Genomic DNA, 24,985 nt, shown 5'->3' on the forward strand with positions numbered 1-24,985 from the left:
CCGAAAGAAAAGCTCCTCCTCATTCGGAAACCCGAACAACCGAGCCTTTGAGGCAGACCACACGAAGGGCCAGGAAAATACACAGTGCAAAATGTCACTGGAAGAAACATTCGATGTGAAGAGTGCAAGACAGCAGCCTGCGAAGCGGCCCTCAGGACTCGAAAATACAGCCTCGCCCCCTGAAGGCAGCTAACCGATTGATCACACGCAATTATTTTTCACATCAACGCTTGACACATGTTCGTTATCCACGAATAATGCGCGCCACTTGGCTACATAGCTCAGTTGGTTAGAGCATAGCATTCATAATGCTGGGGTCCGGGGTTCAAGTCCCTGTGTAGCCACCAAGTTCAACAAGAAGCCCGCCTAGTGCGGGCTTTCTTGTTTCTGGCTGTTCCTCTCTGCTTCCCCCTTACCGCCGTTGCCTCCCCCGCGCATCCTTTCAAAATAATTGAACCGAAGGGGTACAGGCCGTGAAACGATCCGAAATCAAGCGCCGACTGCTCTCCGACAAACTCTTGGTGGGGCTTGAGCAGGATATAGAGAACTCGACGGCGACCACGAAGGCGTGGAAGGCTGTCGAAGCCGAAACGACCTGCGACACATTTACAATCTTGGCCTGCGAATGGCACACCTCGCGTGCTACCTCATGGAGCGGGCAGGCAAAATGGGTAATGGGAACATTCGAGCGCCATGTATTTCCCAGCGCCAGTACACGTTCATTCTTTCTATGGAGTGAATGGAGAAACAAGACATCCTTGAACAGAAGAGCCGGGTAGCCTCAATGAGGTAAACGAAGTCCTCCCCCACGCCCTCATTCCATCCAGGCAATCAGGCATCTAGCAAAAACCTGTAAGCCTTATCCTTCAATTAATACAGTGCTTTCTGGCACTTTTGGCCAAGCCGTCAGCCGAAAGTTTACTGGCTGTATTTCTACGCTTTTCAGGCGTGCGGCGGCTCATAAAGCCATGGCAATAGCTCCATCGCGCTACAGCCATCACATGAGCATCGCCCACCCCCTTGAAACAGACGGAGATGCGAAATGACACGCCTTTCAAAAGAAATTGCATTCCCACCAGAACCGCAACCGAAAATGAAACAGATCTCTTTTGGTGGCAGTGGCGGTGGCCTATTTACTATTGCCAGTAAAGAATGGGCCGAGAATGAAGACCTGCCGGGGGCATTAGATCTGGCGGCGGACCTCGCGGATGGTGTCGAACAGCTTTGCGGTCGGCTTAATGATTGTATCAATAACGGCGAAATAGCTTACTGCGCTGAAATTCGCGCCATAGGCTTTCTTGCGCAGATGACTTCGGCACTGGTCCGCTCTGCTGAGAGAGGGATAAGAAAGTCTACGGAGTTTGACCAATGAGCAACCTCCCAAGGTGGAATCAAATCTTCGTTGATGTTGAGCGTGAATTTCCATCCTGCCACAACCTCGAGTCTGTCCTTACTTCAGATCAGGTTGAGCAATTGAAAGGCATCGAAAACACGGCCGACAACTTCACGATTACAGTTCTTCATGGTGCCGCAGCACTGGGAGAATTACTTGCTCATACTGCCAATGCAGGCGAGCTGACTGACGATGTTGCCATGAGTGTCGGATGGTTTATTCAGTCGGTTGCCTTGATGTCCATGACCATGAGCGAAACGGGCGCTGCCGCAGCCTACAAACTGCAGAACATTCCTCAAAAGGGAGGTTCTGCAAAATGAATCCCCCAATCCAATCGAGCTTTGATGCTGACGCCATTCAAGGCATGCATCGCACCCTGACTTTGCTGGCGCTTGCATTGTCACTCATAGCAAGCCCGACCATTCCACCACTTACGACCAAAGCAATTGCCATCATGGCGCAACGCACAGTTGTGGATGGGGCCGACGTGTTGATAACTGCTTGGGATTTGCTGGTAGTTGAAAGAGGTGGGCAATGAAAACGAACACTGTCTTGCGCCTCGGTCGCATTCAATATCGCAAGCTCGCAGACCTCACCAAGCAGGCCGGTTGCTGCCTCGGGGTGTCGACTTTTGAAAAGCTTGGCAAAGCTTGGGGACTCTTCAGTATATGGCCCTCAGCTGTCCATGTAGATGTATCGGTAGATGGAGTCAGCCTGGAAGAACGCACGGTTCTTCAAGTGGCTGCCCGCGTTAATACTGCGCGGCTACGCGCAGTACAGCGCCCCGAGATTGACTGGTCGCAACTGGAAGATCACGAGATTTTTGAGTTCATTGTTCAACACGAAATTGGTCATAGCCTGGATAACCATTTTGTTTTAGACCTCTGGGGTATTACGGATCCTCACTTACAAGACAAGTGCCACAGAATCATATGCCGGACGAACGAGGTTCTTGCAGATCGGTATGCCTGGAACCAGATCAGACCGGGCGAGCCAGTACCTCTGTGTGAGAACGGAAAGCGAATTCAGGAAGATGTTGCAGAGTCGATGGCGCTGCTTGATCTACATGTTCCACGCACACGTCGGACACCGCGCGCGCTTGCCTGTGGTCAATACACCTGGGTGCCGCAAAGCATGCTGCTGACCGACGAGCTGACAGACTTTATTGGACCGGGTGTGTCCCCTGCGCTCATTCAGCGCGATCGCGCTTATTGTCGCGATACCAGATCGACGACAGGCAGATGAGCAAAAACGAAACTACCGACGCTCGTACATAAGCTGGCGGCAGACCTGAATAACAACCCGGCCGTATAGGCCCAAAGGGAAAACATGAAAACTCAAAACGGCGTACTTGCGCCGATGAGATCGGCGTTCCCGAAGAAAGTCTCTTAGCTGTATTTCATAACTCACCCGAAGGCGCCCAAGCCACTAACCAGACCGTTCCTGAACGCCAAATGTGGACGCATGGTAATTCGCACAGATAAGTCATGGTTCAATTGACTGTGTCCCTCAAGTTCAACAAGAAGCCCGCCTAGTGCGGGCTTTCTTGTTTCTGGCTGTTCCTCTCTATCGACTTCTGTCTGCTGCTCCTGCGCATGCTTCGGCAGAATCCGCATTGATCCCACCTGCGAATCCTCTCCTCCCTACCCCGCTGCAATGGCAAGTCGCGGCTGATCAAAAACACGAACCGAATCACCACTGGTCGGATAAACCCAAGGCTCTAGGCCGCACGTCTTCGTACTTGATTCGGCATCGCACAGGCGTTCGGGCCAGGCAGGCTGGCGCGTAGAGGACAAGGAAAGCCGTCTCTTCATTCAGACAAATACAAAACATAGCGCAATTGCAAATCGTTTGTATTTACATGATTGTGAAAAAATTGTTAAATCCGCCGCTTCAACGTTGCCCTTTGCTACGTCGAGCGACCATCGCTGCGTGCTCTGCAAAGTCGATATGTTTTCATGCCCTTCTAGGAATCACGAGATGCTTCGTCCCTTTATTCCCACGTTGACCGGTGCCCTGGCACTAGGCCTTTCGGCCGTTGCACTGGCTGCTCCTGTCAGCTTGAACCTGCCATCTCAATCCCTGTCGTCGTCTCTGACTCAACTGAGTCAGGTCAGTGGCATGCAAGTGACCTTCGATGCCCAGTCAGTCGCAGGCAAGCAGGCGCCAGCCGTACGCGGCAATCTGGAGCCGGCGCAAGCGCTGAATCAGTTGCTGGCCGGTAGCGGTCTCGGCGCAACCGTGCAGGGCAATTCTGCTCAGGTCTTCCGGCAGCAGGCAGAAGGTCCGGTATCGCTGGGTAACGTGAATATCAATGCCGATACCAGCATTGCCGGGGCAGCAACCACCGAAGGCACCAACTCTTACACCACCGGCTCGATGAATACGGCGACCAAGCTGCCATTGTCGATCCGTGAAACACCTCAGTCGGTCAGCGTCATCACGCGCCAGCGCATGGATGACAAAGGCATGAGTGACGTCAACGATGTCGTCAAATACGCACCGGGTGTGACTCTTCGCAAGTTCGGTCAGGACCGCCAGCAATTCCTGGCTCGCGGCTTCACCATCGATAACCTGATGTACGACGGCCTGCCTAGCATCCTGAGTACTTTCACTCAGGACACCCTGGCCGAGGCTGACCTTTCCATCTACGACCGCGTTGAAGTGGTTCGTGGTGCAACGGGCCTCATGACAGGCGCAGGCAATCCATCGGCGACCCTGAATATGGTGCGCAAGCGTCCTACCGCGACACCGCAAGTCAGCATCACCACCAGCGCTGGCAGTTGGGACCGTTACCGTACTGAAGTCGATGCATCCAACAAGCTCAACGAGTCCGGCACCCTTCGCGGCCGCTTTGTGACTGCTTATCAGGATGACAAAAGTTTTGTCGATGAGCGCAACAAACAACGCCAGACCTTTTACGGCATTCTGGAAGCTGATTTGAGCGATGCCACCACTTGGAGCATTGGGGCCTCCAAACAGCGTGACGACGCGACTTCAGACTGGGGCAGCCTGCCATCAGGCCCTAATGGTGAAAACCTGCACTTTTCGCGCTCGACCTTTCTGAGCGGCGACTGGGCTTATTGGGACAGGGATAATGTCAGCGTCTTCACAGACCTGACTCACCGCTTCGACAATGGCTGGAACGCAAAACTGGCAGCGGCGAAAATCTGGGCCAAGTCAGAAAGCTTTTCCAACTATCTGCAACTCGACTCAACATCCTCTACATACACATTAGGCGCAGGTGCCTACGACACCACGGATGTACAAACCAACCTGGATGGTACGCTCACTGGCCCCTTTCAGTTGTTTGGTCGAGAGCATGAGTTGACGCTCGGTGCGAGCCGTCGTCAGGAAAAATTCGATCAGGTCGGTGGCTGGTGGAATGCTTATACCGTAGATCCTTTTGCTATCACCCCTGGCACGATTGTGAAGCCAGAACGTGGTGACAGTAACTGGAACTTCTACCAAGGCAAAAACACGGCAACAGAAGAGGCTGTTTATGCAGCCGCACGCTTCAACCCGACCGATAAACTGCATGTGATCGTTGGTAGCAGGTTGAGCTGGTATGACTACGATGACCGCAGCGGCACCAGCGACTACAAGGTCACACAGGAAGTCACCCCTTATGCGGGCGTTATCTACGACCTGAACGATACCTACTCGGTCTATGCCAGCTATACCGAAATCTTCAAGCCGCAGGACAACAAAAGCGCCTCAGGCTCTGTGCTTGATCCGATGACTGGCGAAAGCTACGAAATCGGATTGAAAGGCGAATACTTCAATGGCGCACTGAACGCATCGGTAGCGCTCTTTGATATGACTCAGGAAAACCGTGCGTATGATATTCCCAATCAGACCACGGACAACTGCCCAAGCTTCCCTGCCACCCGGTGTTACAGCGCTGCGGGCGAAGTACGCAGTCGCGGTATCGACACCGAGATCAGCGGTGCATTGACACCTAACTGGCAGTTCTCCGCAGCCTATACCTATCTGCTGAGCCAGTACGTCAAAGACGCCATCGAGCGTAATGAAGGTCGTAACTTCTCGCCCGATCAGCCCAAGCACCTGTTCAAGGCCGTCACCAGCTATAACCTGCAAGGCGACCTGAGCAAATGGCGCGTTGGTGCAGATATTCTTGCTCAAAGCGAAACCTTTGAGCGGGTCGGCCTCAACAATGGTTTCGCAACTCAGGATGCTTATTCCGTCGTGGGCCTCATGGCTGGCTACAAGTTCGACGAGCACTGGGATGGCCGCGTCAATTTCAATAACGTGTTTGATACCAAATACTGGCAGGGTATTCCCGAGGGCGGCGGCATGGGCGTCTACGGCGACCCGCGCAACCTGATGTTCTCGCTGAAATGGACACTCTGATACCTCTGACGAGCTGATCCGCTCCACAAAAGCCGATGCCAGCCCCTCTGGCATCGGCTTTTTCATGCCCGCTCTTCGGTATCGTTTTGAAACATTCTGTTCCGAATGCCTGGCAGCGCCTGGAGGAATTTTTCACACAGCCTGCGTTACCATTTCTGGTCGAAATTCAGTCAGAGCCTGAACCCAGGATGTCCGTACCCCCCGCCGAAAAGCTTCCACCCCTACCCGCTGTACTCGCTGGCCCTCTCTTGCGTCGTCAGGAAGCAAACCGTCTGGTGCTATGGCTGACAGGGTCACGAGCGCTTTCACTGACCTTGCGCCTGCAATTTACCGACGCCAACGGGGCACAAACCTGCACGGACTATCCCCTCGATGCCGGGCAGTGCAAGGCCATAGCCGTAGGCCGTCATGCCTTTGTGCATCTGATTGACGTGAAGCTGGATACCGAGCTGCCCAAGGATGTATTGATCGATTACGACCTGTTGATCGATGACGAACGACACAGCGGCATCGCCGACTGGGCACCTCATTTGCTGTACGCCGACACCAGCAGCCCCAGTTTTGTGGTGCGCAGCAAGGTCGACCACATGCTTCACGGCTCATGCCGCAAGCCACATCATCCTGCTGCCGAAGGCCTGTTGTGTGTCGATCGTCTGCTGGCCGATGCCAAAGATCCGCTGGATCGCCCGGCACTGCTGATGATGAGCGGCGATCAGGTTTACGCCGATGACGTTGCTGGCCCCATGCTGCGTGCAATTCATGTCTTGATCGAACGCCTTGGCCTGTTCGGGGAGCGGCTTGAAGGCGCGGTGGTCGATGACAGCGTCGATCTTTATCAGCATCCGGCCAGCTATTACCAGCGCGCCGATCTGCTGCCAGCCCTCAAGAGCAACGACACTCTGCGCGAGCGGTTCTTTGGCGGTGTCAGCAAGCCGGTTTTCACCAGCAGCTCGGCGGATAACCACCTGGTCACGCTGGCTGAAGTCATGGCAATGTATCTGCTGGTCTGGTCGCCAACACCCTGGACGCTGATCGAACCGGACATGCCCAAGCTCGACGCCGAACAGCGTGAACGCTATGCCAGAGAGCAGCACCTGATCGACGATTTCAGAAACAGCCTGGGTGGCGCTGCACGAGCGATGGCGCATCTCCCGTGCATGATGATTTTCGATGACCATGACATCACCGATGACTGGAACCTGTCGGCCAATTGGGAAGAAAGCGCCTACGGCCATCCGTTCTCCAAACGCATCATCGGTAACGCCCTGCTCGCTTATCTGCTGTGTCAGGGCTGGGGCAACAACCCCGATGCGCTTGATGATCTGATCCAGCAGGTCGAGACGTTGAGCACCGAGATCAAGGATCATGACAATCGCTGGGCCAGCAAGACCCAGGATGCAGTGATCGACAAACTGCTGCACTTCCAGCAATGGCACTACGTTTTACCTACCAGCCCGGCACTGGTGGTGCTCGATACCCGCACCCGGCGCTGGCGCAGTGAGTGGAACTTCAGTCAGCCCTCAGGCCTTATGGACTGGGAAGCGCTCAGCGAACTGCAGCAAGAGTTGCTCGACCACAAGGCCGCAATCATCGTGTCGCCAGCACCCGTGTTCGGGGTCAAGCTGATAGAGGCCATCCAGCGGGTGTTCAGCTGGCTCGGTTATCCGTTGCTGGTGGATGCGGAAAACTGGATGGCGCATCGGGGGGCCGCGCAGGTCATTCTCAATATCTTTGGTCATTCCAGGACGCCGGGCAATTACGTCATCCTTTCAGGAGACGTGCATTATTCGTTCGTCTACGAAATCCTCATTCGCAAGCGCAGCGGTGGGCCACGCATCTGGCAGATCACCAGCAGCGGTATCAAGAACGAGTTTCCCCGTCGCCTGCTCGATACCTTTGATCGCCTGAACCGCTGGCTCTACTCGCCGCGCTCCCCTCTCAACTGGTTCACCAAACGTCGGCGTATGAAAGTCATCCCGCGCACGCCGCAGCACAGCAAGGCCGGTGAGCGGTTATGGAATTCGGCAGGGATCGGTCAGGTTTTCTTCAATGACCAAGGCCAGCCGACCCTGATCAATCAGCTCAATGCCGATGGTTCTGCGCCTACCTGTTTCGTCGAACCCGAAGAATACAAAGACCAGCGGTCCACGGCGGATAGCAGTTTTCTGGAAAATGACAGGAAAACGAGCGATAGTCACCGCTGAACCTTATCGGCGATTGCCGGGTCGATAATAGCTAACCAGATTGTGTGAAAATTTCTGCACTCGGCCATGCTCCGTTTTCACACCGTCTGTAAGGGTCAGGTTTTTTGTAACACTGACACGCATTACTTTCTGGAGAGCGTCCCGTGATAACCAATCAACGCATAGCCAGACTTAACGCATGGGGCGCTCACGGCTTTACCGCCACAGGCGTAGTCCTTGCGTTTCTGGCAACAATTGCCCTGTTCAACAATGAACCCAAGGCCTGCCTGCTCTGGCTGGGTGTCGCCCTGATCGTGGACGGTGTCGACGGCTCGCTGGCGCGCAAGGTCAACACTCACTCGGTACTGCCGCACTTCGATGGCTCGGCACTGGATCTGGTGATCGATTACCTGACCTACGTCTTTATCCCGGCACTGTTCATCTACCGCTATATTCCGCTGCCGGAATTCACCTTGCTGTTAAGCATATCGATCATTCTGGTCTCGTCGCTGTTCTGCTTCTGCAACGTGGACATGAAAAGCAAGGACAACTATTTCCAGGGCTTCCCGGCCGCCTGGAACGTCGTCGCCCTGAGTCTGTATATCCTTTCGCCGACGCCCTGGGTGACGTTCCTCACCATTGTCGGGCTGGCACTGCTGACGCTGACCCGGATGAAATTCCTGCATCCGTTTCGCGTACGCAAGTTCATGCCGATCAATATCGCCGTCACCACGGTCTGGTTGCTGTGCAGTGCTTCGCTGATCATCAACCACCCCCACAATGGTCCGTTGATCATGGGGTTGTGGTTCGCCATGTCAGCCTATTTCATGGGGATCTGTATCTGGAGAACTTCCCTGGAATGGCTGGGCAGGCTCAAGGCCTGAGTCAGAAGGAAGGAAACGCAGGGGCTGTTGACGTTTCAACAGCCCCGATCAGCTCAACACTTGCTGTTGGCCTGCAACGCCGCAGTAGAGTCCTGCTTGCTGAAGAGATAAGTGCTCACGCAGCACAGCAGTAACCCGCCAACGGCTACCAGACCGCCTACGATCCCGACATTTGCAACGCCCAACTGGCTGCTGACCACGCTGCCCAGCAAGGCACCACCGCCGATACCGATATTGAAGATGCCCGAGAACAGGGACATCGCCACGTCGGTGGCATCCGGAGCCAGAGTCAGGACTCTCGCCTGCAACAGCAGCCCGAAGCACATCATGGCCATGCCCCACACGACGCTCAACGAACCGAGGGCGGCTGCCTGACTCGAAAACGGCAACAGCATCAACAAGCACAGCGCCACCAGCGTGATAGATGCGATCAACAGGCCATTCGGGAAGCGACTGCTGAACAGACTGAACACGATGGAGCCGATGATCCCCGCGCCGCCAGCCAACAGCAGCAACAAGGTCGTCATCTCGCCACTCAAATGCGCCACTGTCTGGGCAAAGGGTTCGATGTAGCTGTAAGCGGTGAAGTGCGCAGTGACCACGGTAGCGGTCAGTACATAGATCGCCACCAGCCGTGGACGCTTGAACAGGATTGGCAGGCTTCTGAGCGAGCCGGAGTTCTGGCTGGGCAACAATGGCAGCGTGCGGCTCAGCAGCAATACCGTCAGTGCGGAAATCCCGGCAATCCCCATGAAGGTCGTGCGCCACCCCAGCGCCTCGCCCAATACGCGGCCCAACGGAATCCCCAGAACCATCGCCAGCGAAGTACCGGTTGCCAGCAAGCCCAATGCCTGGACCTGTTTGCCCGGTGGCGCAATGCGCACAGCCAGCGATGCCGTGATCGACCAGAAAATGGCATGCGCGAAAGCAATCCCGACACGACTGATCAGCAGCACACCAAAGCTTGAGGCCGTGGCCGAGAGAATATGGCTCACGACAAACAGCATGAAGATGCAGATAAGCAACTTGCGCCGCTCGATGTTGCGAGTGATCAGCATCATCGGCAAAGACATCAGCGAAACGACCCAGGCATAGATCGTCAGCATCAGGCCGACTTGAGCCGTGGTCATATCGAAACTTTCGCCAATATTGCTCAGCAAGCCGATAGGGACGAATTCGGTCGTATTGAAAATAAAGGCAGCCAGCGCCAGGGCAATCACGCCAAGCCAGCTACCGGTACGAACCTCTGGGGGTGTATTCATCAAGAATGTGCAACGCTCAAGGAGTATTCCGACCCTCGGGTCGTTCGCCATGCATATGCAACACGCATGGCACCTGTACAGAAAAATCAGGCCCGCCCCCACCGGATAACAAACGCAGAAACGCCCCGCTCGTGAATGGATGAACGAGCGCAGCGTGCGATGTGGATTATTGTGGGTATGGGGGATACAACCAGATGCCGCGAATTCTACGTCTGCAACGCATGGATCACAACACGTCGACAGGTCCTGAGCCTGTGCGGTGACAGCCGGTAGCGTTCAGCCTGTCTGCTGTCGCTGCGGATGCTCGGCAAGCCAGGCCACCGCGCACAGGGCAAGGCCGGCGCCATTAAGGGAAACCGGATTGAAAGCCTGAACAAGCAAGTGAGGGCTGACAAGAGCCACATCGATCAACAATCCGGCCAGAACGAGCGCACTGACAATCACGGAGGCTCGCTTGAAATACCCCGAGATCAAGCAGATCGCCAGCCCGATCTCCGCAGCACCACTCAACCAGGCCACCCAGCGTGCATCAGCGAAACCATGGGCCTGGATCATCTCCAGTTCGCCAGGGCTGAGCCACAGGATCTTCGGCACCAACCCATGGTAGAAAAACATCAATGCCAGACCGGCACGAGCGACCCAGGCAATGCGTTGCAACTCACTCATGGGCCGTAGCCTTGAGGAACCGTTGCTCATGGTCAGCCGTCGGCAGCAGGCAACTGTCGTAACGGCCAAACAGGCGATAACGATTCAAGGCAATGCGGTCGTACCCCCAATCCCGCAAAAAACGCGGAACAATGCGTAACACGATCAGCCAGGACCACGGAGCCGGCATCTGTCGCATGACTTGCAAAAAGGCGTCCGAACGCAGAAACAGACGGTCATTGACGATCACCGCCATGGTGTCGAATTGATCGACCGGCAAACCCGCCCACTTCAACAGCGCCTGCCCTTCGGCGGACTGCACGGCAGCCAGTCGAATCCGTCGGGACGTGTCGTGACGAATGAGAAACTTCGCCCAGCCGTTGCACAGTTTACATACGCCATCGAACAGCACGACGCACTCATCGGCCTGCAAGTAAGGCGCGGGGGTTGAAGGCATAAGGTTCACTCCTTGAAGAGCCGTCACTCTACCCTAGCGCGCTGTAAAAGAACCTGAAAACACAAACGCCTCGCGGTCGGGAAGCGACCGGCGAGGCGTTCAGATGAAGCAATGTCGCAGATTCAGACCTTGCGCACGAACTCGGACTTCAGTTTCATGGCGCCGATGCCGTCGATCTTGCAGTCGATATCGTGGTCGCCGTCCACCAGACGGATGTTCTTGACCTTGGTGCCGACCTTGACCACCAGCGAAGAGCCCTTGACCTTCAGGTCCTTGATCACGGTGATGGTGTCGCCGTCCTGCAGCACATTGCCGGTGGAATCCTTGATGACTTTCACATCATCGGAAGACTCTGCGCTGTCACCACCAGCAGACCACTCATGGGCGCATTCCGGGCAGACCAGCATTGTGCCGTCTTCGTAGGTGTACTCGGAATTGCATTTCGGGCAGGACGGTAAGCTCACAGCGTTTCTCACATCGAAGGTGGGGAAAAACCATGGATTATAAAGGGTTTTTACGTTTTTAGGGTGATGACCATCGTCGCCCCTGTTTGCGCGATAGCCCGCAAAGAATGCAGGGCCTGTCGAACGCCCTTGCAGAGGATGCTTTACTTGTACAAGCCACTTCAGGATTTCATCAATGACATACGCCGGTTTCGCCCCTTTTCAGGACTTCGCCAGGCGGCTTATCCCGCACACTCAAGCGAAGAGGTTCGATGGTTCACACGATATCTCTCACTTGTTGCGGGTCTGGAAGAACGTCTGCGCCATTCGCGACCATGAAGGCGGGGATCAGGAAATCCTGCTGGCCGCGACCTTGCTGCATGACTGTGTCTCGGTCGAAAAGAATTCTCCCTTTCGCGCCAGCGCCTCACGGCTGGCAGCCGCCAGGGCCACCGAGCTGCTGACCGAAACGGGTTGGGACGAGACACGAATAGCCGCCGTTGCCCATGCCATCGAAGCCCACAGTTTTTCGGCAGCCATTACGCCTGTGACACTTGAAGCCAGAATCCTGCAGGATGCAGACCGGCTCGACGCCATGGGCATGGTAGGCGTGGCCCGTGTGTTCTATGTATCGGGACGAATGGGCAGCTATCTCTATGACTCGCAGGACCCTCAGGCTGCCGAGCGCCCCTATGACGACAAGCATTTTGCTGTCGATCATTTCCACACCAAACTGCTGCATCTGGCCGATGGTTTCCAGACCCGTACCGGCACGCAAATGGCGCAGGTCAGGCATAAACGCTTGAAGCGGTTTCTGGATGAGTTGATGGAGGAAATCGGCGCTCCCTGAATACATCGCAGATTCTTGACGTCAAAACTGCCAAGCGCCAATGGATGTCATAAAGGCATCACACAACTGCCTTATAAACGGCTCTCCGAAATGCCGCCTATAGGGGTTGTTTGCTGTGAAAAAATTCCTGCCTCGTTTTTTGCGCCAGCAATCCAGAACGACGGTATTGCGACGCTTCAAGATCACTTCGCGCCTGGTACTGTGCTTTGGTATCACCTCATTGCTGATGGTTGCGCTGGGAGCTTTCTGCCTGTTTCAGATGCAGGACATTCGCAATCAGGGAGAAGCGGTGGAAAGCGGTGCATTGCCCAGTATTGCAATGGCCGATGCGATTGCGATCAACCTGGTGAAGCTGCGCAGCGAAACCACCCGACTGATTGCCAATGCCGATGATCCCGGCGCGGTGATCAACAGCAAGATCAACGTCGAGCAACTCAAGAATGAGGTCGAGAAAGGCTTCACGGACTACCTGGCCCGTGTGCCCGCAGGCACCGAGCATGATTCGATCATCGCCTTGCAGGAGGCCTATAACGCATTCATGCCCGGCCTGCAGGACGAAATAGGGCTTATCGAGCAACGCAAGCTGGACGAAGCGCGGATGCTTTCCAACACCATGCTGGCCCTGCAAGGCGACCTGATGGACATGCAGGTGCAACTGCTGCGCGAACTCAACAAACAAAGCGCAGCCGCTGCCGTCGAGGCCGCCAGCGCCAGCTACAACCAGACGCGCATTATCGCCCTGAGCGCCATCGGACTGGCCCTGGCGCTGACCCTGCTGCTGGCGTGGCGCCTGAGTGTGAGCATCATCCATCCCGTACGCTATGCCCTGCACATTGCCAATACCATCGCCGATGGCGACCTGACCGAACAGACCATTCCTCAAGGCAAGGACGAACCCGCGCAACTGCTCATGATGCTAGGGCGCATGCGCAGCAACCTGCATGGCACCATCGACCAGATTTACGCAGCCGCGACCCAGTTATCCCAGTCGGTACAGGAAATGGGCACCATCGCCGAAGCGAGCGCGCTCAACCTGCAGATGCAAAACAATGAAATCGAGCAGGCCGCCGTCGCCGTCAATCAGATGAGCCAGGCAGCGGTAGAAGTAGCGGGCAATGCCAGCAATACCGTGACCGAGTCGGAAGCCTCCAATCAGGCGGCGGCACAAGGTCGGGATCGCTTGTCGGCCACCATCAGTTCGATCAAGGAGCTGACCAGCAATGTGCTGGACTCATCCCATCAGGCAGAAGGGCTGGCCGAACGGACCCAGAACATCAGCAGCATTCTCGATGTGATTCGCGCCATCGCCAACCAGACCAACCTGCTGGCGCTCAACGCGGCCATCGAGGCGGCAAGAGCCGGTGAAGCCGGTCGTGGATTTGCGGTCGTCGCTGATGAAGTCCGTTCCCTGGCGCAACGTACCAGCGCCTCGACAACGGAAATCGAAGGGTTGATCAACGGTGTTCAACAAAGCACTCAGGAAACGGCAAACGCCCTGCGCCACACCGCGACCCAGGCCAACCAGACACTGGAACAGGCAGCTGCAACGGGTGAAGCCCTGACGGTGATCATCAGCTCGACCACCACCATCAACGACCGCAACCTGATGATCGCCAGCGCAGCCGAACAACAGGCACAAGTGGCCGGTGAAGTGGATCGCAACCTGAGCAGTATTCGCGACCTGTCCAGCCAGACGGCTTCCGGCGCTCAACAGACAACCGTAGCCAGCAACGCATTGTCGATGCTGGCTACGGATCTGAACATGATGGTGCAGAGGTTTGTGCTCTAGGAGCACACCGCCGTAGGAGCGAATTCATTCGCGAATGAATTCGCTCCTACGAGGTTACAGAGGACGCAGGCGATATTGCGGTGGCAGTTGCTCGGGGCCACTGATCGTCGCGTTCAGGCTTTTCCAGCGGCCATCCTTGATGCCATAGATACAGCCGTGTACCGAAAGGCTCTGCCCACGATGCCAGGCGTTCTGCACGATGCTGGTATGGCCGACGTTGGCCACCTGCTGAATCACGTTGAGTTCGCACAGGCGATCAACCTGTTCTTCCTCGGTCGGCAGTTTCGCCAACTCTTCACGCTTTTCGTAATACAGGTCGCGAATCGTACGCAACCAGCCATCGATCAGGCCAAACTGGCGGTCCTGCATGGAAGCTCGCACACCACCGCAACCATAGTGCCCGGTCACGAGGATGTGTTTGACCTTCAGTACATCAACCGCGTACTGAATGACTGACAGGCAGTTCAGGTCGGTGTGCAACACAACGTTGGCCACGTTGCGGTGTACGAACAGATCGCCAGGCAACATGCCTACGATCTCGTTGGCGGGAACGCGCGCATCCGAGCAGCCGATCCAAAGATATTCCGGGGTTTGCTGGCGAGCCAGCTTGGCGAAGAACTCAGGGTCTTCCTGTTTGATCGCATCGGCCCAACGCTCGTTGTTATCAATCAGGTCTTGTAGATCGTTCATGCTATGACGCCTCGATAATGATGCCCAACTTTGACTGGCGACCCTCTGCGCAAGTCACGCGGCAACATCACGACTTTTCGCCGGTTTAGCGCAAAAACCGAAAAAGCGTCAAAGTTGTGATCGACGACACAGCTATTCCAGAAGCGTGCAGGCCATCACCACCGCATCTTCGCGACCACCCACTGCCGGATAGTAATCGCGGCGTCGACCGATCTCGTTGAAACCATAGTTTTCATACAACCGATAGGCGGCTCGATTGCTGTCGCGCAATTCCAGGAAACACTCACGACCGTTGAGCTCGTAGGCACGCTTCATCAGGTGATCAAGCAGACGCAAACCCAGGCCTCGGCCCTGGCTTTCTGGCTTGACGGTAATGTTGAGCAGATGCGCTTCATCGATGATGACCTGAATGACACCATGTCCCACCTGCTGCGCGCCCTCGAACATCAGCCAGATGTCATACGATTTCAGGCCTTCGAGAAATATGCCTCGCGTCCAGGGATGACTGAAGGCGGCGTACTCGATCTTCAATACGGCATCAAGATCGGCTTCGGTCATGGGGCGGAAGGTTATTGCGTCACTCATCTATGGATTTCCAGCGCGCCATCAGCCGACGCATGGCTTGCCAGACGTCCGCCTTGCGATGCGGCTCGTCCATCAGTAATTCCAGGCCTGGTAGCGCCCATGCAGCGCCCAGCCCCTCGACTTGCAGTTCACGGTTAAAAGCTTCGACTTCGACCTCACCGGCAAAGCGCACGGCGGGCTGGCCAATCAGCCACAGACAGGCACAGGGTTCGTCCTCAAGGCGAGCAGCGACAAAGCCCTGCACAAAGTCACGCGCCGCGTCAGGCCCTTGATCCATGTTGCCGCGAACCAGCAACGGCCAGCGCACAGGCTCGCCGATAATCTGCGGGCTATCGGGTAAACCGGCAGCGCGCAGCATGTCCTTGAGCAACAGATAGGCAGGATCGCGACTCTGGAATGGCTGCCCGGTAGGCAGCTCAACCAGCAGCAAGCAACGCCCGGCACGCAGCAATTGCAAGGAGAAACGCGGAGGCGGCACGACAACTGCCTTGACCGGCGGCGCAGCCTCGGCCTCTTCTGCTGCAACCACCGGAGCGCTTTTGCTGGCTGACGATGGGCGCGGCACTTCGATCTTCGGCCGCTCGACCTGACGCGCAACCGGCACGGCACCTGGCGCCACCGGAGACGGGGCGGCAACCGGCGCTTCAGGCACGACAGGCGCAACACTTTCGACCTCGACCGGCAACGGAGCAAGCAGCTCCGGGCGAGACGGAGCAGCGAAAGGCAGTTCAGTGCGCGGCAGCCAGTTGACCACCTGCATGGCAGTCAAATAGGCGCGGCGACGGGACTCGTTCAGCAAAGGTCGGCCACCTGTGGATAAGTTAAGCGCGCAATTCTAGCGCTCTTCGCAGATTCGCGCCGCAGTTGATCGCCGGGAGGTGAAATCTTCAGTGGCTGATGCAGTACAATCGCTGTTTTTCATTTGCCAACAGTCGGCCTACCAATGATCGAACCCAAGCGCGTCCTGCGCGCCCTTGCCGAGCACTGGGCGCTACTCGAGCCTTTATGCGAACACTTCGACCAAGGCACGCTGAGCCTGAGCGAACTGCGTCTGCAACTGGCCGCTCAGCAGCTGGACAGCACACCGCAAGACATCACCAACCTGCTGGATGTGTGGATTCGTCTGGACATTCTGGTGCCTGTCGCCAAAAGCCCGAACCGTTTCGAGCTCAATGCACAGATCCACGACTTCCTGTCCTATCTGCGCCGCGAGCACCGTCTGGGGCTGTGCCTGGAGATCGAAGCCTATCTGCGCCATCTGGAGCGACTGGCCGGTTACATCCAGGATGCCTTCGACATTCGCGACGCCAACGATCTGGCCCGCCAGTTGCGCCTGCTGGACATGCGCGTGCGCGATGTCCTGAAAAAACTCGCCAACGACGAACAGGCACTCGTGGCCGTGGCCGATCGGGCCAAGACCAGCGACCGCCAGATTCCCTTGCGCCAGCGCTACGCCGAGGTGCTGGCCACCTGGGACGAATACGTCGAGCCGATGATTCAACTGGTGAACGCCGACGGTGCATTCGAGCAAGGCGTGCGCAAGGTCGAGAACGTGCTGTTGCGCCTGCTGACCGAGCAGCAACGTCTTGGCCATCTGGTGGACGACGACATGTTGCTGCGCACCCATGCGCGCATCCTGGAGATGCAGACCAGCGCCCAGCTCACCCTGCGTCATGCACGGGAGTTGCTGCTGCCGTTGCGCGAAGAAGCACGTCGCCACAACACCGTGACCCGTGGCGCCGCGCTGGCCTTGTCGGCCATTCGCCGCAAAGGGCTGGATGCTGTCCCGCAAGCGGCGATGCCGATGTTCACTCGTCCGCAGAGCACGTTTCTGGGCAGCGCCAGCCAGGTCGAGGCTTATGTCTATGCATTGGCGCGCTTTGAACCCAAACCCGCAAAATTCCCCAAGGCCAGCGGCACCGCACGCAAGGGTGTACCGCCCCAGGCACCGCGTACCGTCAAGGAAATGCTCGAGCGCTGCGAAGACGCTCTGCCCATGCCGGACCTGATGGTCTGGCTGCTGGAGCAGGAGCCCAACGGCGCAACCGACGAGTTGCTGTACTGGTTCTCGCGCCTGTCCCGTGACAAGCGCTTCGCCCGTGAACGCCTGGAGCGTCGCGAGTATTTCACTCAGGAGCACCGCGTCAGCCTGCGCTCCTTCGCCCTGCTCTCGACCCGAGACGAGCAGCCAGAGAATTCCGAGAGCCCCCTTCATGCATCTTGATCTTTCCGAAATGTCCCAGCTTGCGCCGATCTTTCGCGAGCTGTTCAAGGGCTATCACATCAGCCGCCGCGACCCTGAGCTGTATGCCCAGCTTTCCAATGCCCAGGACCAGTACCGCACACTGTTCAAGGCGCTGGGTTTCGAGCTGATCTGCGATACCCGCGGCTTCTACTACTTCGTTCCGGAGCTGGCCGCGGCGCAGGTGAACAAGACTGCGCAGCGTCTGGCCCTGTTCACCTTCATCCTCGTCGAACACCTGGCCGACCAGGGTCGCGACCCGATGGCTGTGCTCGACGGCGGTACTCTGGGCCGCGATGAGCTGCCTTCGATGCTGGATAAATACCGCGACCTGTTCCTGCAGGCCGAAGTCCAGACCCAGGAAGAACTCGAAGAGAAGATCATGCGCCGCATGACCCAACTGGGTTTTGCCAGCGAAGAAGTGGGCATCTATCGCTTCCTGCCGCCGATGCACCGCTTCCTTGATGTGTGCCTGTCGGTACAGCAGGACCGTGACCTGGCAGCCAGCCTGCACAGCGACCTGCCTCTGCCGACGCCGATCCTGATCGATGACGACAGCGACGAAAAACTGCTGCAAACCGATGACCCTCTGGATCTGGCCGAATTCGACGAAGAAACCGAGGAGCAGGCCCTGGCCCGCGCAATCGCTGAAGAACAACAGGAGATGGGCGCATGAGCCAGGAACGTTATGGCATTCGCCGTTTTGCCCTGCTGAACACCGCTGGCTACAGCCTGGGTCTGTTCCCGCTGGAAAACCCGCTGTCGGTCTACGGCGCGAACAACCTGGGCAAGAGTGCTTCGATCAACGCCTTGCAGTTCCCGATCCTGGCGCGCATGTCGGACATGAGCTTCGGCAAGTACAGCCTGGAGCAGTCGCGTCGTTTCTACTTCGCCTCGGACACCAGTTACATTCTGGTGGAAGTCGCCCTGCCCCACGGCCCGCATGTGATCGGCGTCGTCGGTCGCGGCCCGGGGGGCGGCTTCGGGCACCAGTTCTTCGCCTATGCCGGTGAACTGGACCTGGGCCATTACCAGAAGAACGATACCTGCCTTCGCCAGAAAGAGCTGTTCAGCAACCTGGAAAGCAAAGGCCTGAAAGCCTACGAATTGAAACCGGACGAACTGCGCCGCCTGCTGGTGGGCGGCCACACATCGATCCCGCTGGACCTGACGCTGATTCCACTGCGCTCCACCAGCGAACAGAGCCTCAAGACCTTCCGCGCCCTGTTCATCAACCTGCTGCACATGCGCGAAATCACTGCGGCCAAGCTCAAGCAACTGTTCCTGGACGCTTTCGAGCACAGCCTGCGTTCCGGCAGCGTCGATTACATTGCGGCCTGCGAAGAAGCATTCCGCGACGTGCGGCGCATGGAGCAGGACTACAACTCGCTGGTGCTCGCCGGCCCGCTGGTCGAAGCTCTGGCCGCTGGCGTCAAGCAGCGCGACATCCTGCGCGGCAAGCTGCATCGCCTGTCGCCATTGCTGGACTCGTTGCTCGGTACCTGGTCGGACTACTCCAGCGCCCGCAAGGAAGAGCTGGTCACCCAGGCCGAGCATTTCCGCGCCCAGCAGGATGAAATGCAGAACGACCAGCGCAACAGCACTCAGGAACTGATGCGACTGGAGCGTGAAATCAGCAGCATTCAGCGCTGGATCGGTGAGCTGTCGGTCCTCAAGAACCGCTTCGCACTGGTCGATGACGTCAAGGTGCTGGAGCAGCAGTTGCTCGCCGCCAAGGATGCTCACGACGAACTGGCCGGTGCTCTGGCCCAGTCCCGGCAGTTCAGCGCCGAGGACCTGGAAGAGCGCCTGCGGGATCTGGAAAAACGCCTTAAGTCGGTCAAACAGCAACTCGACCACGCCGACAACAACAGCTACGCCCGCCTGCGCGAAGAGTTCTCGCAACCGGACGTCGAGCGCTTGATGCGCCTGTTCAACAGCGCGCTGTTCAGCCTGCCACTGGGCGAGCAAGGCATTGCACTGGACGATGGCGATGCGTGGGTCAAGTCTCTGGAAACCATCCTCGATAGCTTCAAGGGTGATCAGTTCCAGGTACCGGGCTTGTCGATCAATCTGTCGAATATCGAGCCGCCAGCCTTGCAGGCACTGGCTGACCGCGCCGCATTGCGCGATCAGAAAGAACGTCTGGAGAAAGAGCTCAAGCAACTGAAAACCCAGCAGGCCGTCGCAGCCGACCGCGCCGCCAGCAAGACCCAGACCGAAGCCTTGTATCAACAGGTTCTGGACGCTCAAAAGGCGCTGGAAGATTTCCGTCGCTGCCAGACGTTGAGCGCGGAAGAAGCCGGCAAGCATGAAGAGCTGGCACAACTGGAAGCGGCGCAGGACGAACTCAAACGCTCCAGCGATGCCTTCACCGAGCGCGTCCAGCAACTGTCCGCCAAGCTGCAACTGGTCGCTCGGCAGATCGGCGATATGGAAGCCAAGCAACGCACACTGGATGACGCGCTACGCCGCCGTCAGTTGCTGCCTGCGGACATGCCATTCGGTACGCCGTTCATGGACCCGGTCGACGACTCCATGGATAACCTGCTGCCGCTGCTCAATGATTATCAGGACAGTTGGCAGAGCCTGCTGCGCAGCGATGGCCAGATCGAAGCGCTTTATGCGCAGGTCCGCCTCAAGGGTGTTGCCAAGTTCGACAGCGAGGAAGACGTGGAGCGTCGTCTGCAACTGTTGATCAACGCCTACGCGCACCGCACCGACGAAGCCCTGACCCTCGGCAAGGCCCGTCGTGCAGCGGTGACGGACATTGCCCGTACCCTGCGTAATATCCGCAGTGACTACGACAGCCTTGAGCACCAGTTGGCGCTGTTCAACCGCGAGATCAACAAACGGCAGGTTTCCAACCTCGCCAGCTTCCGTATCGTCCTTGCGCCGAACAAGGAAGCCCTCAAGCATATCGACCAGATCATCCACAGCGCCGGTCAGTATGAAGAAGGTGAAACCCTGTCCGTGTTCGACCTGAGTCAGAGCGCCGAGCAGGACAACAAGAACGAAGAAGCCAAGGAGTATCTGGCCCGACTGGTAGCCGCCAATCACAACCAGCTTGGGTTGAAAGACCTGTTCGAGCTGGCGTTCGAGATCACCAAGGTTCATGGCCAGCCGGTTATCCACACCGACATCGACGGTGCCGCTTCCAACGGTACGACCATGACCATCAAGGCGCTGACCAACATGTACCTGTTGCTGCACTTGATGGACCGTGATCTGGCCGGTCGCGTACGTTTGCCGTACTACCTGGATGAAGCGGCGGACATCGACGAGAAGAACCAGGCAGCGTTGCTGGAAACCAGTCTGCAACTGGGCTTTGTGCCGATTCTGGCGAGCGTGAAACCTCAAGTCTCGGCCCACGTGGCCATCGACCTTGAAGGCGGCAGCGGTCCGAACGGAATCTACATCGACGAGGCGGACTGGAAGTACATCCGCCGTCGTGAAGAGGTGAAACAGGAAGAAGCTCCGGCGCTGGCTGAATAACAGCGCCGAAGCATGAAGGGTGCTCCTTTAAATCTGGGGAGCGCCTTTCAGACCTGGCAAGGCAACATTTCCGGTTGTCGTTGCCGCTGCTTCAGGCTTGATCTCCTCCGGCTCACCATTGAGCGCCTTGTTCATCTTCACCGTATCCAGAGCCCCCACCCACTTGGCGATTGCCATGGTACCGACACCATTGCCGATGGTATTGGTGATGGCCCGCGCTTCCGACATGAACCGATCCACGCCCAACAGCAACACCATGCCGGCTACCGGAATGGTCCCCAGCGATGCCAGTGTCGCGGCCAGAATAATGAACCCGGAACCGGTCACACCAGCCGAGCCCTTGGACGTGAACATCAGCACGGCGAGCACGATCAACTGATCAGTCAGGGTCAGCGGTGTGTTGGTCGCCTGAGCAATGAAAATCGCCGCGATGGTGTAATAGATCGCCTGCCCATCGGGGTTGAAGGTCAGGCCCGACGGAATGATCATTCCGGCCACCGGTTTGGAAACACCGGCTTTCTCCATCTTGGAAATCATCTGTGGCAACACCGACTCCGAAGAACTGGTGCCCAACACTGTGAACAACTCTTCCTTGATGAAGCGCAGGAATTTCCACAGGCTGAAACCGCTGTAACGGCAGATCGGACCGAGCACAAAGATCACAAAGGCCGCGCACGTGAGGTAGACGCAGGCCATCAGCTTGCCCAGGGAAAACAGCGAGCCGAAACCATATTTGCCGATGGTGAATGCAATCGCACCGAAAGCACCAATGGGTGCCAGGCGCATCACCATGCCGACGATCTTGAACATGCCTTGCATCAGGCTATCCAGCGTGTCGACGAATGCCTTGCCACGCGGACCGACATTCGCCAGGGCAACGCCAAGCAGCACCGAGAACAGCAGGATTTGCAGCACATTGCCCTTGGCGAAGGCATCCACGATGGTATCGGGGATGATGTTCATGACAAAGTCCATGAACGTCGCGTGCTTGGCTGCGGTGGTGTAAGTGGCGAGGCTGGAGGTGTCCAGCGTGGCCGGATCGATGTTCATGCCAGCTCCGGGCTTGAACACATCGACGACAATCAGGCCCAGGACCAGAGCGAGGGTCGATACCACCTCGAAATAGATCAGGGCGCGGAAACCGACGCGCCCCAACTCTTTCATGTTTTCCATACGTGCAATGCCGGTCACGACGGTCAGGAAGATCACCGGCGCAAGCAGCATCTTGATCAGTTTGATGAAGGCATCGCCAAGCGGCTTGAGCGCTGTTCCGGTTTCAGGAACCAGCACACCGACGACGGCACCGAGGATGACGGCAAGAAGCACTTGTACATAAAGCTTGGAGAGAATTCTTTTCATGACGGGGCCCTGATTTTTTATTGTTGTCAGGAAATGCCAGGGGGTGCATCGATGATCGCCCTCCTGGCGTTATGCCGCAGTACTACTTTGAATCAACGATTGATCAGCTCGATCACCGCATCGGTGATTTGCCGGGTGGTGGCGTTGCCGCCGAGGTCAGGTGTGTGCAGGCCGCTTTCGGTCACGGCTTCGATGGCCGAGATCAACTGCTTGGCCGCAGCAGCTTCGCCCAGGTGTTCCAGCATCATGGCAGCGGTCCAGAAGGTCGCGACCGGGTTGGCAACGCCTTTGCCGGTGATGTCGAAGGCAGAACCGTGGATCGGCTCGAACATGGAAGGGAATTTGCGCGACGGGTTCAGGTTGGCGGTCGGCGCAATGCCCAGGCTGCCGGACAACGCTGCGGCCAGATCGGACAGGATATCGGCATGCAGGTTGGTGGCGACAATCACGTCCAGGGTCGAAGGCTTGAGCACCATGCGCGTGGTCACGGCGTCGACCAGTTCCTTGTCGATCTTGACGTCCGGGAAGTCCTTGGCGACTTCATAGAAAATCTCGTCCCACAACACCATGCCGTGACGCTGGGCGTTGGACTTGGTGACCATGGTCAGGTGCTTGCGTGGGCGGCTTTGCGCCAGTTCAAAGGCGAAACGGTGGATACGCTCGACACCGGCACGGGTGAATACCGACACCTCTGTAGCGACTTCTTCGGGCAGGCCACGGTGAACACGGCCACCGTTACCGGAATATTCACCTTCGGAGTTTTCCCGCACCACGACCCAGTCGATCTGGTCGCCGTTATGCAGCGGGCTTTTGACACCGGGGAGCACACGAGCCGGACGCACGTTGGCGTATTGGTCGAAACCCTGGCAGATCGGCAAACGCAGGCCCCAGAGGGAAATATGGTCAGGTACGTTCAGGGCACCGACTGCACCAAAGAAAATGGCGTCGAACGTTTTCAGTTCCTCAAGACCGCCTTCGGGAATGTAGTAACCGTTTTTCAGGTAGTTATCGGAGTTCCAGTCGAAGTGCTTGAAGTTGATTTCAAATCCGGACTTTTTCGACAGGGCTTGCAGAACCTCGACACCTGCGGCAATCACTTCCACACCGATGCCATCACCTGGAACTGCAGCAATCTTGTATGCGCTCATGTTCAACTCCACTCTTGATACGTTCTTGTTGTACTGCTGAACAGGCTGTTCAGCAGGGTGTGAGCGGAGTATATGTAGTGAGCACAAAGCTGTGAGTTACTCAAAATAACTACATCCATAACCTTGAGTTACGAATGAATCAGACTCTGGACCTGTCTTTTTTCTACTTGCTGGCCAATCAGGGCAGCCTCGCCGCCACGGCAAGAGAGCTTGGAATCACGCCTCCAGCGGTCAGCAAACGGCTTAGCGCACTGGAAGCCCGTTTTGGCGTACGCCTGGTAAATCGCACCACCCGCTCGATGAGCCTGACAGCGGAGGGAGAGCTGTACTTCTCCCATGCGGCGCGCATCCTGACCCAGATCGATGAAGTCGAGCAGTTGGTCAGCAGCAGCCGTGCCACGCCAAAGGGGCTGATTCGTGTCAATGCATCGCTGGGCTTCGGGCGCCGCTATATCGGGCCGGCATTGGCAGCATTCTTTTCACGTTACCCGGAAGTGGAAATACAGCTGGAAATCACCGATCACCCGCTGGATCTGGCTACCCACGGTTTTGATCTGGGCATCCGCTTTGGCACACTGCCGGATGCCGCTTTTCATGCCCGCAAGATCGCGTCCAACCGTCGTTTGTTGTGTGCGTCTCCGCTGTATCTGGAAAGGCATGGCGTGCCGCAACGCTTGTCGGACCTACAGCAGCACAACTGCATTTTCCTGAGGCAAAACGAAACGCCCCATGGCGTGTGGAGTTTTACCAACGGTGGGAAAACCCAGAACATCAAGGTACGTGGAGCGCTGGGCTGCAATGACGGCGAGGTGGCATTGAACTGGGCGCTGGAGGGTTATGGAATATTGCTCAGGGCCGAATGGGATATCGCCCGCTATGTGCGCAGCGGCCGGTTGCGGCTGGTGCTGGAAGACCAGACTCCGACTCGGGCGGATGTGTATGCGGTTTATCCACAGCAGTTGCATCTGTCGGCGAGGGTTCGCAGCTTGATTGATTTCCTGGTGGAGCGGTTCAGGCATATCGACAATCTGGACGAGGCGCAGTGATTCACCGACCTCTTCCCGGATAAATCCGGTCCTGCGGATGTGTGGTTTTTTCATCACCAGAAAGACAAAACCCCCACCTGCGTTTGCAGATGGGGGTTCTGAATTTGAATCTTGACGATGACCTACTCTCACATGGGGAA

22 protein-coding genes, 1 tRNA gene and 1 pseudogene are annotated in these 24,985 nt (G+C 57.1%); 15 read left to right on the forward strand and 9 right to left on the reverse strand.

Going from position 1 to position 24,985, the window contains the following annotated elements; all coding sequences use genetic code 11:
* Positions 1 to 270 precede the first annotated feature (270 nt).
* The 8 genes from ACODS3_RS19355 (at position 271) to pcsA (ending at position 8,834) form a co-directional block, all read left to right on the forward strand.
* A tRNA-Met gene (locus ACODS3_RS19355) sits at positions 271 to 347 on the forward strand.
* Between the two features lie 695 nt (positions 348 to 1,042).
* Positions 1,043 to 1,372 (forward strand): hypothetical protein, encoded by a 330-nt coding sequence (locus ACODS3_RS19360; protein ID WP_201020071.1) that lies wholly within the window; start codon positions 1,043 to 1,045, stop codon positions 1,370 to 1,372.
* Positions 1,369 to 1,713, forward strand: coding sequence for a hypothetical protein (locus ACODS3_RS19365; RefSeq protein ID WP_201020072.1), 345 nt, complete (start codon positions 1,369 to 1,371; stop codon positions 1,711 to 1,713). Before ACODS3_RS19360 ends, ACODS3_RS19365 begins: the two co-directional genes overlap by 4 nt.
* The gene (locus tag ACODS3_RS19370; protein ID WP_201020095.1) at positions 1,710 to 1,931 is read left to right on the forward strand and encodes a hypothetical protein; all 222 of its coding nucleotides are present in this window, start codon (positions 1,710 to 1,712) and stop codon (positions 1,929 to 1,931) included. Before ACODS3_RS19365 ends, ACODS3_RS19370 begins: the two co-directional genes overlap by 4 nt.
* Positions 1,928 to 2,638 carry a hypothetical protein gene (locus ACODS3_RS19375; RefSeq protein WP_201020073.1) on the forward strand — a complete coding sequence of 237 codons (711 nt, stop codon included), beginning with the start codon at positions 1,928 to 1,930 and terminating at the stop codon, positions 2,636 to 2,638. The genes ACODS3_RS19370 and ACODS3_RS19375 overlap by 4 nt, the downstream gene beginning before the upstream one ends.
* 735 nt (positions 2,639 to 3,373) lie before the next feature.
* Positions 3,374 to 5,767 carry a TonB-dependent siderophore receptor gene (locus ACODS3_RS19380; protein WP_489035782.1) on the forward strand — a complete coding sequence of 798 codons (2,394 nt, stop codon included), beginning with the start codon at positions 3,374 to 3,376 and terminating at the stop codon, positions 5,765 to 5,767.
* Between the two features lie 188 nt (positions 5,768 to 5,955).
* Positions 5,956 to 7,971 (forward strand): metallophosphoesterase family protein, encoded by a 2,016-nt coding sequence (locus ACODS3_RS19385; RefSeq protein ID WP_489035784.1) that lies wholly within the window; start codon positions 5,956 to 5,958, stop codon positions 7,969 to 7,971.
* A 143-nt stretch (positions 7,972 to 8,114) separates the two neighbouring features.
* On the forward strand, positions 8,115 to 8,834 hold the full coding sequence (gene pcsA / locus ACODS3_RS19390; protein WP_201020076.1) for a phosphatidylcholine synthase: 720 nt from the start codon (positions 8,115 to 8,117) through the stop codon (positions 8,832 to 8,834).
* A gap of 53 nt (positions 8,835 to 8,887) precedes the next feature.
* Here pcsA and ACODS3_RS19395 read toward each other — a convergent pair whose 3' ends face one another.
* The 4 genes from ACODS3_RS19395 to ACODS3_RS19410 form a co-directional block, all read right to left on the reverse strand.
* Positions 8,888 to 10,096, reverse strand: coding sequence for a sugar transporter (locus ACODS3_RS19395; protein WP_201006474.1), 1,209 nt, complete (start codon positions 10,094 to 10,096; stop codon positions 8,888 to 8,890).
* Positions 10,097 to 10,372: 276 nt separating this feature from the next.
* Positions 10,373 to 10,762, reverse strand: a complete 390-nt coding sequence (locus tag ACODS3_RS19400) for a DoxX-like family protein (RefSeq protein WP_304575779.1) — start codon at positions 10,760 to 10,762, stop codon at positions 10,373 to 10,375.
* Positions 10,755 to 11,198, reverse strand: a complete 444-nt coding sequence (locus ACODS3_RS19405; RefSeq protein ID WP_489035787.1) for a thiol-disulfide oxidoreductase DCC family protein — start codon at positions 11,196 to 11,198, stop codon at positions 10,755 to 10,757. Before ACODS3_RS19405 ends, ACODS3_RS19400 begins: the two co-directional genes overlap by 8 nt.
* Before the next feature lie 122 nt (positions 11,199 to 11,320).
* The gene (locus ACODS3_RS19410) at positions 11,321 to 11,662 is read right to left on the reverse strand and encodes a zinc ribbon domain-containing protein YjdM (RefSeq protein WP_201006468.1); all 342 of its coding nucleotides are present in this window, start codon (positions 11,660 to 11,662) and stop codon (positions 11,321 to 11,323) included.
* A gap of 175 nt (positions 11,663 to 11,837) precedes the next feature.
* On the opposite strand from ACODS3_RS19410, the gene ACODS3_RS19415 reads away from it, so the two are divergent.
* From ACODS3_RS19415 to ACODS3_RS19425, 3 genes and pseudogenes are all read left to right on the forward strand, one after another.
* Positions 11,838 to 12,491: an HD domain-containing protein gene (locus ACODS3_RS19415; RefSeq protein WP_201020079.1), complete on the forward strand. Its 654-nt coding sequence runs from the start codon at positions 11,838 to 11,840 to the stop codon at positions 12,489 to 12,491.
* A 115-nt stretch (positions 12,492 to 12,606) separates the two neighbouring features.
* A pseudogene (locus tag ACODS3_RS19420) lies at positions 12,607 to 13,197 on the forward strand (MCP four helix bundle domain-containing protein); the annotation flags it as partial.
* 378 nt (positions 13,198 to 13,575) lie between these two features.
* Positions 13,576 to 14,280 carry a methyl-accepting chemotaxis protein gene (locus ACODS3_RS19425; protein WP_371856553.1) on the forward strand — a complete coding sequence of 235 codons (705 nt, stop codon included), beginning with the start codon at positions 13,576 to 13,578 and terminating at the stop codon, positions 14,278 to 14,280.
* A gap of 54 nt (positions 14,281 to 14,334) precedes the next feature.
* Here ACODS3_RS19425 and can read toward each other — a convergent pair whose 3' ends face one another.
* From can to ACODS3_RS19440, 3 genes are all read right to left on the reverse strand, one after another.
* Positions 14,335 to 14,970, reverse strand: coding sequence for a carbonate dehydratase (gene can, locus ACODS3_RS19430; RefSeq protein WP_201006462.1), 636 nt, complete (start codon positions 14,968 to 14,970; stop codon positions 14,335 to 14,337).
* A gap of 132 nt (positions 14,971 to 15,102) precedes the next feature.
* Complete coding sequence (rimI, locus tag ACODS3_RS19435; RefSeq protein ID WP_025258550.1) at positions 15,103 to 15,555, reverse strand: ribosomal protein S18-alanine N-acetyltransferase; 453 nt, start codon at positions 15,553 to 15,555, stop codon at positions 15,103 to 15,105.
* Entirely contained in the window at positions 15,548 to 16,354 is an 807-nt protein-coding gene (locus tag ACODS3_RS19440) for an energy transducer TonB (protein ID WP_304575777.1), read from the reverse strand. Before ACODS3_RS19440 ends, rimI begins: the two co-directional genes overlap by 8 nt.
* A 144-nt stretch (positions 16,355 to 16,498) precedes the next feature.
* Here ACODS3_RS19440 and mksB point away from each other — a divergent pair, with 144 nt between their 5' ends.
* The 3 genes from mksB to mksF are packed head-to-tail and all read left to right on the forward strand — an operon-like array spanning position 16,499 to position 21,292.
* Positions 16,499 to 17,779, forward strand: coding sequence for an Mks condensin complex protein MksB (gene mksB / locus ACODS3_RS19445; RefSeq protein WP_489035791.1), 1,281 nt, complete (start codon positions 16,499 to 16,501; stop codon positions 17,777 to 17,779).
* Positions 17,769 to 18,473 carry an Mks condensin complex protein MksE gene (gene mksE / locus ACODS3_RS19450; RefSeq protein WP_201006459.1) on the forward strand — a complete coding sequence of 235 codons (705 nt, stop codon included), beginning with the start codon at positions 17,769 to 17,771 and terminating at the stop codon, positions 18,471 to 18,473. The genes mksB and mksE overlap by 11 nt, the downstream gene beginning before the upstream one ends.
* Positions 18,470 to 21,292 (forward strand): Mks condensin complex protein MksF, encoded by a 2,823-nt coding sequence (gene mksF, locus ACODS3_RS19455; RefSeq protein ID WP_201006458.1) that lies wholly within the window; start codon positions 18,470 to 18,472, stop codon positions 21,290 to 21,292. Before mksE ends, mksF begins: the two co-directional genes overlap by 4 nt.
* Before the next feature lie 27 nt (positions 21,293 to 21,319).
* Here the strand turns inward: mksF and ACODS3_RS19460 are convergent, their stop codons facing one another.
* On the reverse strand, positions 21,320 to 22,651 hold the full coding sequence (locus tag ACODS3_RS19460; RefSeq protein ID WP_201006457.1) for a dicarboxylate/amino acid:cation symporter: 1,332 nt from the start codon (positions 22,649 to 22,651) through the stop codon (positions 21,320 to 21,322).
* Positions 22,652 to 22,743: 92 nt separating this feature from the next.
* Complete coding sequence (locus tag ACODS3_RS19465) at positions 22,744 to 23,799, reverse strand: tartrate dehydrogenase (RefSeq protein ID WP_201006456.1); 1,056 nt, start codon at positions 23,797 to 23,799, stop codon at positions 22,744 to 22,746.
* A 134-nt stretch (positions 23,800 to 23,933) separates the two neighbouring features.
* Here ACODS3_RS19465 and ACODS3_RS19470 point away from each other — a divergent pair, with 134 nt between their 5' ends.
* On the forward strand, positions 23,934 to 24,845 hold the full coding sequence (locus ACODS3_RS19470; RefSeq protein ID WP_201006455.1) for a LysR family transcriptional regulator: 912 nt from the start codon (positions 23,934 to 23,936) through the stop codon (positions 24,843 to 24,845).
* Positions 24,846 to 24,985: the final 140 nt, after the last annotated feature.

The sequence above is a fragment of the Pseudomonas sp. FG43 genome (genome assembly GCF_057809175.1).